Genomic DNA, 13,123 nt, shown 5'->3' with positions numbered 1-13,123 from the left:
TATTACTTAGCTTTCTTTGCTTCGTTGTATCTTTTACTCACTTCGTCCCAATTAATCACATTCCAGATAGCAGAAAGATAATCTGCTCTTTTGTTCTGGTATTTTAAATAATAAGCATGTTCCCATACATCTATCCCTAAAATAGGTGTCCCCTTTTTAGCAGCTCCTTCCATTAAGGGATTATCTTGATTTGCAGTAGAAGAAACCGCTAAATTACCACTCTCATCAACAATCAACCATGCCCAACCAGAACCAAATCTTTTTACGGCAGCATCGTTTAATTTATTTTTTAAACCATCTAAACTTTTAAAAGATGCGTTAATGGCTGCGCTAAGTTCTGCCGACGGATTACTTTTTTTAGGAGAAAGAATAGACCAAAACAATTCATGGTTATAATGCCCCCCGGCATTATTTTTTATTCCAGTGTCATATTTTGACATATTTGCCAAAATAGCCTCAATAGATTGATTTTCTACACCCTTAGCTTTTAATGCGTCATTCAAGTTTTTAATATAACCAGCATGGTGCTTAGAATAATGAATCTCCATAGTTTGAGCATCAATATAAGGCTCAAGCGCCTTATAATCGTAAGGCAAAGGTTTTTGTGTAAACTGTGCAAAAAGGCTGTTTGTTGCCAACAACATTGCAAATAGTAATAACTTATTTTTCATTTCTCTTTTTTTATTGTAAATGTAAAACTAAAAATATGTTTTAAAGAGCTATTGCAAAAAAGATACATGTTTCACACTAAATAAGCCATAATTACATTAAAATAACATCTTTTCCAGAAACCTTTAAAAATATTATACCCAAATCAGTACAGCATTACTCCTGACTCAGCTTAATTATAAAGTCGATAAATTTTTTATTAGTATAATCAGCACCACCCTCATGCTTAAATACCAATTTACCTTGCTTATTTAAAACAATAGTAGTTGGGATACTATTACCCAAATACGCACTGGGCACTGCACTAGCAAGTATATAAACAGGTAAATCGAAATTCCTTTTTTGCATAAATTTTAATGATTTCCGTAAATCCTGATCAACATCCACAGTTAAAACAACAAGCTTATCATTACCCTTTAAGTGCTGTACCATTTGATGAATAGATGGCATTTCTGCAATACAAGGCGGACACCAAGTAGCCCAAAAATTAATGAACACAACTTTACCTTTTAAACTAGATAATCTTACTTCTTTACCTGATGCATCTTTAAAAACAACCTCTTCTTTTGAAATTGAAGCTGCTTTGATTTCTTGATCTTGAGGTAAATCAGGCTGAAATAAGCCTACCATCATTAAGCCTTCAATTACTTTTCCTTTAACCTGCGGACTAAATAGCATCGCTAAAGCAAAAACAACTAATAACACAGTTGAAATATTAGACCAACTGAACAACTTCTTATCATTTTTCTCTTTCTCCGCCATCGTTTTCTAATTTAATCCCGCTTACAAGTATTCAGTTTAAAAAGTGCGTACAAGGGGCAAAAACTCACTAAACTTGTTAGAACAAATACAACAGCCAGCACTAATAATACCATACTTGAAGTGCCGTTTATCATTTCATTAAAATACAATAACGTAATTACCAAGGCTATAATTACTCTTAGGCTTCTATCTAAGCCTCCCATATTCTTTTTCATATTTCAGAATTTTAATGGTTATATCTGTTTGATACATTACACCCGCCAATACCACAAGCAGAAACATTAAAAAATCCTTGATAAAGTAAAATTGCAGCTAAAACAGCTATCATCGCTTCCTCACGAGCAATAGCTTCATAAGCGATATAAATACCCGCTAGGGTTTTTATGATTCGCATAACATTCCAATTGTTTAGCATTAAACTTTTCATAAAACTGTTTCTTTAATCTTATAACAAATATGAAATAATAGCATTTGCATTTAGGTGACATAAGTCACTTTAGCCCAAAATTTTTAAATAAAAAAATCCCTAACAATTTGTTAGAGATTTTTCTGAAAGCTTATAACGGCTTAATACTTTGTACTTTCTACAACATACCGCCACAAACAGAAATTACCTGTCCGTTCACGTAAGCACTCATATCCGATGCTAAGAAAACACAAACATTGGCTACATCATCTGTTTCTCCTGCTCTTTTTAAAGGAATATCTTTTTCCCATCCTTCTACAACTTTTGGGTCTAAAACAGCTGTCATTTCTGTTCTGATAAAACCTGGAGCCACCACATTAGTTCTGATATTTCTTGAACCTAATTCTTTAGCTATTGATTTAGAAAAACCTATAATCCCAGCTTTAGATGCTGCATAATTAGATTGTCCAGCATTTCCTTGTACACCAACTACAGAGCTCATATTGATAAACACACCATGACGGTTTTTCATCATAATTTTTGACGCTGCTTTTGTGGTATTAAAAATTGATTTTAAGTTTACTTCCAATACATCGTCCCAATTTTCTTCAGACATGCGCATCAATAAACCATCTTTGGTAATACCAGCATTGTTAACAACAATATCAATAGTACCAAAATCAGTAACAATAGCATTAATCAGTTGCTCAGCCTCTCCAAACTTAGAAGCATCAGAACGGTAACCCTTTATTTGTGTACCATATTGTTGTAATTCTTTCTCTAAAGCTTCGCCTTTTTCTACTGATGATAAATAGGTAAATGCAACATTTGCACCTTGTTCTGCAAATTTTTCTGCAATTCTTTTTCCTATTCCTTTAGATGCACCAGTAATTAATGCGGTTTTCCCTTGTAATAACTTCATTTTATTTGATTAAGATAAAGACGTGAAATTATCATTTTTTTTTGATAAGCATACAAGCCCTTATAAAAAGCAAAAGGCATTCTTATATAAGAATACCTCTGCTTTTAGTTTTTTAGAATTTATGTGTAGATATTAATTTTAATATCTTCTTTTTCTTTCTCCACCAGATTTTCTTTCTCCACCACCACTATTTCCACCTTCTTTTCTTTTACCAGAAAAATCTCTGAATCCGCCACCGCTACTTCTTTCTCCTCCTCTATCACTTCTTTCTCTTCGCTCGCCGCCACCGCTTCTACTGCCGCCGCCACCATAGCTTCTTCGCTCTCTGTCGCCACCACGATTAGGACCTCCACCACCTCTTCGCTCACTTCTTCCTTCTCCAGAAACTTCAATTCTTACATCTCTACCATGGAAATCTACTTTCTTGAAGCCTTCAATCACTTTTTCTGCAACTTCATTCTCCACTTCAAAGAAAGAGAAAACACCTTTCATATCTATCTTACCAACAGATTTACCACTTATACCTGCATTGTTACAGATATAACCTAAAAGATCTCCTCTTGTAAAATCATCAACAGAACCCAAGTTGATAAACAAACGTGTAAATCCACTTTGTCCTGCTCTGCCGCCATCTCTTTCTCTACCGCCACGCTCATCTGTAGCAGTATTTAAATCCGGAGCATTTTTGTAATAATCTAAGAATCTGTTAAACTCTAAAGATGCAAAACGTTTGATAACATCTTCCTTAGTTAAATCCTTAAACTCGTCCATAATCCTAGGAAGATACTGTTCTATCTGAGAATCATTAACCTCAACATTATGAACTTTATGTACCAAACCAAATAATTGTTTCTCTACAACATCAAAACCAGTTGGAATTTCTGCTTTTGTAAATTGCTTACCAATTACTTTTTCTATTTGGCGTATTTTGTATAATTCTTTAGAGTTGATGATAGCTATAGAAATACCTGTTTTACCAGCTCTTCCTGTTCTACCGCTTCTATGCGTGTAGTTTTCTATCTCATCTGGTAAAGAATAATTGATAACATGTGTAACATCGCTAACATCAATACCACGGGCTGCAACATCAGTAGCAATTAACAATTGCAAACTTCTATCGCGGTAACGCTTCATCACTTTATCACGTTGTTGTTGAGATAAATCTCCGTGTAAAGAATCGGCATTATAACCGTCTTTTACTAAAGATTCTGCAATTTCTTGAGTTTCTATTTTAGTACGACAAAATACAATACCAAAAATCTCTGGATTAAAATCTACAATACGTTTAAAAGCTGCGTATTTGTCTCTAGCTTTAACGATGTAATACTCATGCTCAATATTAACATTACCTGTGTTTTTTGTCCCCATGGTTAACTCATGTGGGTTGGTCATGTAATTGTTGGCAATGGCTCTTACCTCTTTAGGCATGGTAGCAGAAAACAACCAGGTTTTCTTAGTGTCTGGGGTTGTAGAAAGGATATCGTTAATATCATCCTGAAAACCCATGTTTAACATCTCATCAGCCTCGTCTAAAACCACATATTTCACTTGAGAGAAATCTATAGCTTTTCTGTTAAGGATGTCTAGCATACGACCAGGTGTTGCCACCACAATTTGTACGCCTCTTTTAATGTCTCTTAATTGGTTTACGATGTTTGCACCACCGTATACTGCAACTACATTAACATTAGGAAGGTTTTTAGAATAATTTTTTAAATCGTTACTGATTTGTAAGCAAAGTTCACGTGTTGGGCAAAGAATAAGTGCTTGTGGGTGATTTTTACTGTAGTCGATCAGTTCTAATAATGGAAGGCCAAATGCGGCTGTCTTTCCTGTTCCTGTTTGGGCTAATCCGACAAAATCGTTGCTGCCTGATAACAAAACTGGAATGGCACTTTCCTGGATTGGAGTAGGGTTAGTAAAACCTAACTCAGTTATCGCATTAACAATATCATGTCGTATCCCCAATTCATTGAATGGGTTCATGATAATTTATAAAATATGGCAACATTGCCAAATAGGGCGCAAAGATACAATTATATACCTGAAATGCAAAATCTGTCTGATATAGTTTTTTATACCAGACAGTAATACAGCTTTTACAGCTTTATAAATTTTGTATTAATTTGATTTGATGCACTTGTTAGCTTGAAGAAATAAACGCCACTAACCAGGTTCTGAGAAAAATCAAACCTATTTAAGCCGTTTTCTAATAAAATATCTTGTTGAGCCAAGACTTTACCCCCTATATCAAACAAGCTTAGTTTTGCTTTTTCTTTTACGGGAGATAAAATTTGAGCCGTAACCGTATTACTATTTTGTAAAACACTTAAAGTAGCGAAAGATATATTTGATATGGCTGATTTAACTGCTAAAATTTCGCTTTTACCATCAATATCTATTTGCTTTAATCTATAATAATTGGTTCCAGGCAGAGGATTTTCATCTACAAAACGATATTTTGTTAAAGCTGTGGTAGTTCCTGAACCTTCTTTTGAGCCAATTTTAGTAAAGCTTATTCCATCTACTGATCTTTCTATTTCAAAACTTGCATTTTCAGTTTCTGATAAAGTTTCCCAGTTTAATAAGATGGTTTTATCAATAGCTTGAGCATTGAAAGAGGAAAGTTGGATGGGAAGAGTGGAAAAAGGTGTTACTGATAAATCATCAATTCCTAAAGCAAAATCATTCCCTGAATCATCAATATCCATCCATCTTAACATAATTTCAGATCCCGCAGGAATAGTAACATTTATAGTCGCTGTAATTATTGCTCTATTACTTGCATCGTTACCATTTAAAAGCCCGGTAGTCCCTAAAGTGGGACTAGTAAAATCCAAACTATTAGATGCAATCCATGATCCCGTAGTCAAATTTGTTATTGCATTTGAAGATACTTGATAGGAAAATTGCAACTTTTGTTCTGTACCACCTGTTACTCTTCTCCATTGTTCTCCAGTATAAGAAATAGTTAAAGACTTTAATTCTGTAGATGTATTATTTTTCAACCTCAACCCATAATATATTGTACCGGTAGTACCACTAACTAAACTACCTAATGATCTATCTGCTTCTCCAGATAAACCTAAATTATATAAAGAGCCAGCAGTAGAAGAGCCAGTTGAAATATTTATATCACCTATTGAACTTAATGAGGCTGCTGCTGCATACCACCCATTTAAGTTCACATTATCGCTCCATGCTACGGTGGTAGTTCCTAAACCATTAAAATCTTGGTTGTATGTGTTATTTTCAATTATAGAAATCTGTGCAAAAACAGAATTAGACAAGCCCAATAAAAAGAGTAAAAATTTTTTCATGTGTATCGAATTTAATTTTTTAAGTAGTTTCTGCTAAATATAAAGAGAATAGATTAAATTTATGTGAAATTTTCAAAAAATAATTGATAAATATTTCGTTTTGTCAATATAAAAACACCACAAAGTTATAAACTCTAAAAAATCATTATTGTTTTATCCCTTTTTTATACCACAATTTAAAATCCTTAAAACAATAATTAGGCATCATTATTGAATTATTGCTCTCAAAAAAAACATTTCTTATGATAAATACCGTAGAACAATTAAAGAATACTTTAGAAGATTCTTTATTAAAAGAAAACATCAATACCAATTTAAGTAAAACAGAAAGGATACTTTCTATAGCCGGAGGAACTTATATCGCCCTTAAAGGATTAAAAAACATATTTTCTCATCCTCTTATCGCGGCAACAGAATTGACCTTAGGCTATACTTTACTTAACAGAGGAGTCTCTGGCTATTGCGCCATTTCAGAAAAACTAGAACAAGAACCCAAAGGCCCTGAACCTATTTTGGTTGTAGGAAATATTTAAACAAAAAAAGAGGCTATCTCAAATCACCACTTTGTGTCAGGCTGAGCAGAGTCGAAGCCTTTTCTTATCCTTCGACTTCGCTCAGGATGACAATAAAGGTCCGCTCAATGTGGCAAATATGATTTTTGACAGCCTCTTGCTACACTTCGATTATCTAAAGCATTACCTCAATCTATCCGCAGATTTTATCAATTTATCATCTCTTTTAATCCCCTTAACAGCTAGCACCAAAAATAAAACCGCTATAGATGATAGTCCAGCACCAATACCATAATCTCCTATCTCTAATAGAGTAGTAGTAGCATTTTTTACTGTTTGCGATAACCAAAAACTGTAAGCAATGATAACAACGATATGTACATAGGTAAACATCATTTGCTGCTTTCTATTCTTGTAAAGGAATATCAATACCAACGAGTTTAAAGCTAACAATGCCGTAATAATGGTTAATAATAAAAAACTTTCTGTTTGTACTACATTTCCATCTAAGGTTTGGGTTACACCGGTAACGCTTATTTTTTTTGCTCCATCGGTTTCAAAAACTGTAGCAATAGGAAACATAAACAAAGCTGCAAGTGCTAAAGAAGCTAAGAAAAAATAAACAGTTTGTATTCTTTGTATCATAATCTTTTTTAAATATAAACAATTAAGCAAATGTAAAAACATCTGGTCTTATTAAAATTGTTTATAAAAGAAATTACATAAATGTTGCCTACTGAACTAAAATAGTAAGCCTATTTAGATTAAATTTGTAGGGTGCATCACGTTAACAGATATTTTCTAGAATTAAGCTATCATGGAATGAACTACCATGGCTGGCAATATCAACCTAACGCTATTACTGTTCAACAAAAAATTGACGAAGCTTTAAGCATCTATTTCAAAGATAAAATAGATACTTTAGGCTGTGGCAGAACAGATACTGGCGTACATGCCACCCAGTTTTTTGCACATTTTGATTGCCCTATCGCAAATTTAGAAAACCAAGAACTTAAATTCCTGAGAAGTTTAAATGCGCTTCTACCTCATGATATCGCTATACACCATATTTACCCAGTAGCTCCAGATGCGCATGCCCGTTTTGATGCCACTTTTAGGTCTTATCAATACCATATTCATTTTCATAAAAACCCTTTTAAAACCCATACCAGCTGGCTTATAAAAGAAACCCTGGATATGAACGCCATGAATATTGCAGCAACATATCTCCTAGAATATGAAGATTTTAGCGCTTTCTGCAAGGCTAATGCCGATAATTTCACTAATAACTGTTTAGTTTCCAGAGCAGAATGGGAATTAGCTGCGGATGGAATTATCTTCCATATTACCGCTAACAGGTTTTTGAGAAATATGGTAAGGGCAATTGTGGGCACTTTAACGGATATTGGAAGAGGGAAATTTTCACCAGATTATATGAGAGAAGTAATAGAAAGTAAAAACAGATCTAACGCTGGTGCTTCTGTACCTGCCTGCGGACTTTTCTTAACCGAAGTTAACTATCCTTATATCATGAGGGCAATAGAAGAAGAAAAATAATGGCAGAAGTTACTGGAAAAACCTATGATTGGAGCTTATTAAAAAGACTTTTTAAATATACCAACCCTTATAAAAGACTTTTTTATCTCGCTATTTTTTTAACCCTTAGCTTAGCTATCGTAGCTCCGCTAAGACCCCTGCTTATTCAAAAAACGGTTGATGATTTTATCCTTTTTGATAATAAATCCGGATTAATCAATATGACTATTATCCTCATCATATTATTAATCCTTCAAACCGTTATTCAATACTATCACACATTCCTAACCAATACACTAGGGCAATCGGTTATTAAAGATTTGAGAAAAGATGTTTTTAACCATCTAACCCAACTCAGATTAAAGTATTTTGATAAAACACCTTTAGGACAACTCATAACACGTACCGTATCTGATTTAGAAACCATTGCCGATATATTTTCTGAAGGTTTAATAGTTATTATTGGCGATATATTACAATTGGTAACCATTATTGGGGTCATGTTGTATACCGATTGGAAGCTCACTTTGGTAGTTTTAATTCCTATGCCATTATTGATGCTTGCCACTTACATTTTTAAAGAAGCCATAAAATCTGCTTTTCAAGAGGTAAGAACACAAGTTGCCCAACTCAATACTTTTTTACAAGAACATATTAGTGGCATCAGTATCATCAGATATTTTGCCAGAGAAGATCAGGAATACAAAAAGTTTAAAGCTATAAATGCCGTTCACCGCGATGCTCATATCCGTTCAAACTGGTATTATTCTATATTTTTTCCTGTTGTAGAGATCATATCCGCTTTGTCTATTGGCTTATTGGTGTGGTATGGTTCTAAAAGTATACTCAACAATGAAATTTCTGCCGGAGTAGTGGTTGCCTTTATCATGTACGTTAACATGTTATTTAGACCTATTAGAGAATTAGCAGATAAGTTTAATACCTTACAAATGGGTATGGTAGGCGCTGATAGAATTTTTAAAGTTTTAGATACTCAAGAACAAACTATCAATGAAGGCAAATTGGCACCACAAAACTTAAAAGGCGAGATTGTATTTAAAGATGTTTGGTTTTCTTACCAGCAAAATCAAACTCCTGTAAATGAAGAAGATTGGATATTAAAAAACATTTCTTTTGAAGTTAAAGAAGGAGAAACATTAGCACTTGTAGGTGCTACTGGTGCAGGCAAATCCTCAACCATTAATATCCTGAATAGATTTTATGAAATTAGTAAAGGAAGTGTTAAAATAGATGGTATTAACATCAAAGATTTTGAGCTTACATACTTAAGAAATCAAATAGCTACGGTTTTACAGGATGTGTTTTTATTTTCTGATACCATTGCAAATAACATCTCCCTCAAAAATCAAGCTATTAGCAGACAAAAAATTATAGCAGCAGCTAAAGATGTTGGTGCACATGATTTTATTATGCGTTTACCCGGCGGTTATGACTATCAGGTACAAGAAAGAGGCGCTACTTTATCTGCTGGACAAGCACAATTAATCTCTTTTATCAGAGCGTTGGTTTACGACCCTAAAATTTTAGTTTTAGATGAAGCTACTTCTTCTGTAGACACAGAAACAGAAATTTTGATACAACAAGCTATAGAAAAATTAATGCTAGGCAGAACCTCCATAGTTATTGCGCATCGTTTATCCACCATCCAAAATGCAGATAGAATCATTGTATTAGACCATGGCGAAATTAAAGAAATGGGGACACACCAAGAGTTGCTCAAGTTAAACGGTTATTATAAAAACTTGTATGACCTACAATTTAATTCTAGCGGAATAGAAAAGAGCTAAGCATATAATTCATGACCATCAAGAGTAATGAACTTATTGGAAGGGTTGATTTTTGTATGAATTGATGAAATGAATGACGTATCCAACATCAAATATCTTACTGCGGCATGCTAAGCTTTTTCTTTACTTGATGGATTATGGATTATCTACTACTTCACTTGTTAATCCCAAAATCAAGCAGTCCACTGCCATTCCCTACCATTAAAAGCTAAAACACTCCATTTTCATCATTATCAAAATCATAATATCGCCTCGACAAGCATTAGCAAAATTTAAAAGCTTGTTTTACTACCATTATCATTTTTTTAGAGCGCTTCGAGAGCCAATTCACAGTTTATTAAAAATATTCAAACTATTGTAAATCAAATACTTGAAAAGTATTTTTGAATAATCAAATTTTAGAAACTTATGGAACAAAAATTTACAAGACTATTTATTTACATCGCTGACCTCATGAGAATTAGCGGTAAAAGCGAACGCACCTGTAGCAAAATGATGAAAGATATCCGAAAGCAGTTTAAGCTACTCAAACATCAATCTGTAACTGTATTTCATGCCAGCGAGTTTTTTGGAATCCCTTTAGATCTCCTCAGACCGTACATCCTTTCCCTTACTTTCATCACAATTGCAAAGATGTAAAACCTACGCTCGTCTGGTCTGCTGTTAACTTTAAAAAAAACGATGAGTTAACAGCAGAAAAAAGACGAAGATTACCCCCCCAATCATCGCTTAAGAAAACCATCAAAATACACTAAGCCCCCTTACTTACCGCTAGCTTACAGCAACCTTACGGCTACCTTACAGCTACACCCCAGAAACTTTTTCTAAAAAAATGCCCCTAATGCCTAGAAACGAAGGCTCATTTTTAAACTTTATAATAAAAAAATACACTAAGCCTCCCCTAAAACACCTTTATTTTAAAAGCTAAACTTCTGGCAGATTAACGCTTCTCAAAAAAAAACCTCATTACAAAAAAGCTGAAAAACCACGGATAACTAAAAAATGTCATAACCACTCAAACACACCAAAAACCTGCAAATACAAGCCATAAAACGCAATGTATTAGGGATTTACATAATACCTCTTTATGTTTGCATCACGCATCGCTTACCGGTAAATAAAGATGTAAAAACAGAGTAATTAATTTTTAAAATTCAACAATTATGAAAGTAATAGAAAATGATTTAGTCATGGGCTCAAGTGGTAAAATTGGTAAGATGCTTGTATTTCGTCAAGTAGCAGGTAAAACAATTGTCGCCAAAAGAGGCATAAGAACGGCTCCTTTTACAGAAAACCAAGAAGCGATAAAAGAGCGCTTTAAAGAAGCTACGCTTTATGCCAAAGCAGTTACAAACGACCCCATAAGTAAACAATGGTATGAAGCATTGGTAAAACCCGGACAAAGTGCCTATAATTTGGCTTTAGCAGATTTCTGTAAATCTCCAACGATAAAGAAAATAACCTTAACAGCCTATAATGGCCAAATCGGTAATGAAATCTTAATCAGAGCTGTAGACAATTTTAGCGTAGAAACAGTACAAATAGAACTGGTGGATACCAACGGAAATAACATAGAGACCGGCGTAGCTTTATTACAGGAAAACGGACTTGATTGGATGTATACCGTTACAGCAAATAACCCTACCCTACTAGGTACTACAATAAGAGTAACAGCTACAGACTTACCGGGTAACCAAACGGTAAAAGAAGAAGTAATTCAGGTTTAAAGCATTCTTTAAACAAACGACAGTAAAGGACATTGCTAAGCTTTCTATCAGCATTACAATATACTTTATCTTTATCGAGCTAAAATAAAAGGGACCGGAATTAACTCCGGCCCCTTTTAAAAATATCAATTTAAAGCTCCTCAGCATGCTGAGTAATATCCAATCCGGCACTTTCCTCTTCAGGTGTAACACGTAAAGGACTAATTAAATCGGTAACTTTTAACAATATAAATGCACCTACAAAAGAAAACACTGATACAGCTACCAATGCAGCTAAGTGTACCAGAAACAGATGTGTTTCCCCATAAAAAAGACCGTTTCCTGTAGTATTGGCAGCATTTACCGCTTGATTCGCAAAAACTCCTGTTAATAACATACCAACCATACCACCAACACCATGGCAAGGAAAAACATCTAAAGTATCATCAATACTTGTTCTAGATCTCCAGATAACAACCAGATTACTTACTACTGCGGCTACAATTCCAATAACCAAAGCATTAGAAACAGTAACAAAACCTGCTGCAGGGGTAATGGCTACCAAACCAACTACTGCCCCAATACAGGTTCCCACAGCAGAAGGCTTCTTACCCAACATAATATCAAAAAACACCCAAGCTATGGCAGCAGCAGCAGAAGCGGTAGTAGTAGTTGCAAGAGCAGTTGCCGCTAAAGAACCCGCACCACCTGCTGAACCTGCATTAAATCCAAACCAGCCAAACCAAAGTAAACCAGTACCCAAAATAACGTAACTAATTCTGGCAGGTGTATGATCTGGCGTATTTCTTCTTTTTAAATATAATGCAGATGCCAAGGCTGCCCAACCTGCAGACATGTGTACAACAGTACCTCCTGCAAAATCTAACACACCTTTTTCAAACAAAATCCCCATAGGATGCCAAGTTGCATGCGCTAAAGGAGCATATATAAAAATTATAAATAAACAAATAAAAATAAGATAAGAATTAAAACGTATACGCTCTGCGAATGCACCTGTAATTAAAGCAGGAGTAATAACAGCAAACTTAAGTTGAAACATAGCAAAAAGAACCAAAGGAACTGTAGGCATTAATGACCAGGAAGTGTTACCTAGCATACCCTTCATCATAAAAAATGTTGATGGATTACCAATAACACCACCAATATCTTCCCCAAATGCAAGGCTAAATCCAAAAACCACCCAAATTACCGTAATTACACCCATACAAACAAAGCTTTGTAACATGGTTGAAATTACATTCTTCTTTCTTACCATACCCCCATAAAAAAAAGCAAGGCCAGGCGTCATTAATAAAACCAGAGCTGCAGAAACAAGTAACCATGCGGTATCTCCAGTATCTAATGTAGAATTCTCAACATTGCTAACATCAACAGAAGGGAAAATTAAAGCCAGTAAAAGCACAACAACCAATACGGCAAAAGGTAAAATCTTTTTCATTTTAAAATATTTTAAGTTAAAAC

Annotated in this window: 13 protein-coding genes; 4 read left to right on the top strand and 9 right to left on the bottom strand. The window is 34.4% G+C overall.

Annotation, left to right across the window (positions count from 1 at the left end; genetic code table 11):
* Window positions 1-2 precede the first annotated feature (2 nt).
* The 7 genes from B2745_RS14790 to B2745_RS14760 all read right to left on the bottom strand — a co-directional run bounded on the left by B2745_RS14790 (window position 3) and on the right by B2745_RS14760 (window position 6,079).
* Entirely contained in the window at window positions 3-671 is a 669-nt protein-coding gene (locus B2745_RS14790; protein WP_414691938.1) for a superoxide dismutase, read from the bottom strand.
* A gap of 154 nt (window positions 672-825) precedes the next feature.
* Window positions 826-1,431: a TlpA family protein disulfide reductase gene (locus tag B2745_RS14785; RefSeq protein WP_304068225.1), complete on the bottom strand. Its 606-nt coding sequence runs from the start codon at window positions 1,429-1,431 to the stop codon at window positions 826-828.
* 11 nt (window positions 1,432-1,442) lie between these two features.
* The gene (locus tag B2745_RS14780) at window positions 1,443-1,634 is read right to left on the bottom strand and encodes a YgaP family membrane protein (RefSeq protein WP_304068326.1); all 192 of its coding nucleotides are present in this window, start codon (window positions 1,632-1,634) and stop codon (window positions 1,443-1,445) included.
* 23 nt (window positions 1,635-1,657) lie between these two features.
* On the bottom strand, window positions 1,658-1,825 hold the full coding sequence (locus B2745_RS14775) for a hypothetical protein (protein ID WP_304068224.1): 168 nt from the start codon (window positions 1,823-1,825) through the stop codon (window positions 1,658-1,660).
* 190 nt (window positions 1,826-2,015) lie between these two features.
* Entirely contained in the window at window positions 2,016-2,759 is a 744-nt protein-coding gene (gene fabG, locus B2745_RS14770) for a 3-oxoacyl-[acyl-carrier-protein] reductase (protein ID WP_026904265.1), read from the bottom strand.
* Between the two features lie 138 nt (window positions 2,760-2,897).
* Window positions 2,898-4,745: a DEAD/DEAH box helicase gene (locus B2745_RS14765; protein ID WP_304068222.1), complete on the bottom strand. Its 1,848-nt coding sequence runs from the start codon at window positions 4,743-4,745 to the stop codon at window positions 2,898-2,900.
* Window positions 4,746-4,858: 113 nt separating this feature from the next.
* Window positions 4,859-6,079: a T9SS type A sorting domain-containing protein gene (locus tag B2745_RS14760; RefSeq protein WP_304068220.1), complete on the bottom strand. Its 1,221-nt coding sequence runs from the start codon at window positions 6,077-6,079 to the stop codon at window positions 4,859-4,861.
* 242 nt (window positions 6,080-6,321) lie between these two features.
* On the opposite strand from B2745_RS14760, the gene B2745_RS14755 reads away from it, so the two are divergent.
* Window positions 6,322-6,612, top strand: a complete 291-nt coding sequence (locus tag B2745_RS14755; protein WP_026904262.1) for a hypothetical protein — start codon at window positions 6,322-6,324, stop codon at window positions 6,610-6,612.
* A gap of 162 nt (window positions 6,613-6,774) precedes the next feature.
* On the opposite strand, the gene B2745_RS14750 is transcribed toward B2745_RS14755, so the two are convergent.
* Window positions 6,775-7,236 carry a DUF4293 domain-containing protein gene (locus tag B2745_RS14750; RefSeq protein ID WP_026904261.1) on the bottom strand — a complete coding sequence of 154 codons (462 nt, stop codon included), beginning with the start codon at window positions 7,234-7,236 and terminating at the stop codon, window positions 6,775-6,777.
* A 132-nt stretch (window positions 7,237-7,368) separates the two neighbouring features.
* Here B2745_RS14750 and truA point away from each other — a divergent pair, with 132 nt between their 5' ends.
* From truA to B2745_RS14735, 3 genes are all read left to right on the top strand, one after another.
* On the top strand, window positions 7,369-8,148 hold the full coding sequence (truA, locus tag B2745_RS14745) for a tRNA pseudouridine(38-40) synthase TruA (RefSeq protein ID WP_304068218.1): 780 nt from the start codon (window positions 7,369-7,371) through the stop codon (window positions 8,146-8,148).
* Window positions 8,148-9,935 carry an ABC transporter ATP-binding protein gene (locus B2745_RS14740; RefSeq protein WP_304068216.1) on the top strand — a complete coding sequence of 596 codons (1,788 nt, stop codon included), beginning with the start codon at window positions 8,148-8,150 and terminating at the stop codon, window positions 9,933-9,935. Before truA ends, B2745_RS14740 begins: the two co-directional genes overlap by 1 nt.
* Before the next feature lie 1,163 nt (window positions 9,936-11,098).
* Window positions 11,099-11,662 carry a hypothetical protein gene (locus B2745_RS14735; RefSeq protein ID WP_304068214.1) on the top strand — a complete coding sequence of 188 codons (564 nt, stop codon included), beginning with the start codon at window positions 11,099-11,101 and terminating at the stop codon, window positions 11,660-11,662.
* Window positions 11,663-11,792: 130 nt separating this feature from the next.
* Here the strand turns inward: B2745_RS14735 and B2745_RS14730 are convergent, their stop codons facing one another.
* On the bottom strand, window positions 11,793-13,100 hold the full coding sequence (locus B2745_RS14730; protein WP_304068212.1) for an ammonium transporter: 1,308 nt from the start codon (window positions 13,098-13,100) through the stop codon (window positions 11,793-11,795).
* Window positions 13,101-13,123 lie beyond the last annotated feature (23 nt).

This window comes from Pedobacter glucosidilyticus, assembly GCF_002483235.1.
GTDB lineage: Bacteria > Bacteroidota > Bacteroidia > Sphingobacteriales > Sphingobacteriaceae > Pseudopedobacter > Pseudopedobacter glucosidilyticum_B.
Note: the sequence above shows the minus strand (reverse complement) of the source record. Positions and strands in the feature narration are given on the sequence as shown.

Coding starts and splice junctions, on each gene's coding strand:
- B2745_RS14790 (WP_414691938.1), bottom strand. CDS start 671: ATGAAAAATAAGTTATTACTATTTGCAATGTTGTTGGCAACAAACAGC.
- B2745_RS14760 (WP_304068220.1), bottom strand. CDS start 6,079: ATGAAAAAATTTTTACTCTTTTTATTGGGCTTGTCTAATTCTGTTTTT.
- B2745_RS14755 (WP_026904262.1), top strand. CDS start 6,322: ATGATAAATACCGTAGAACAATTAAAGAATACTTTAGAAGATTCTTTA.
- B2745_RS14740 (WP_304068216.1), top strand. CDS start 8,148: ATGGCAGAAGTTACTGGAAAAACCTATGATTGGAGCTTATTAAAAAGA.
- B2745_RS14765 (WP_304068222.1), bottom strand. CDS start 4,745: ATGAACCCATTCAATGAATTGGGGATACGACATGATATTGTTAATGCG.
- fabG (WP_026904265.1), bottom strand. CDS start 2,759: ATGAAGTTATTACAAGGGAAAACCGCATTAATTACTGGTGCATCTAAA.
- B2745_RS14775 (WP_304068224.1), bottom strand. CDS start 1,825: ATGCGAATCATAAAAACCCTAGCGGGTATTTATATCGCTTATGAAGCT.
- B2745_RS14730 (WP_304068212.1), bottom strand. CDS start 13,100: ATGAAAAAGATTTTACCTTTTGCCGTATTGGTTGTTGTGCTTTTACTG.
- B2745_RS14735 (WP_304068214.1), top strand. CDS start 11,099: ATGAAAGTAATAGAAAATGATTTAGTCATGGGCTCAAGTGGTAAAATT.
- B2745_RS14750 (WP_026904261.1), bottom strand. CDS start 7,236: ATGATACAAAGAATACAAACTGTTTATTTTTTCTTAGCTTCTTTAGCA.
- B2745_RS14780 (WP_304068326.1), bottom strand. CDS start 1,634: ATGGGAGGCTTAGATAGAAGCCTAAGAGTAATTATAGCCTTGGTAATT.
- B2745_RS14785 (WP_304068225.1), bottom strand. CDS start 1,431: ATGGCGGAGAAAGAGAAAAATGATAAGAAGTTGTTCAGTTGGTCTAAT.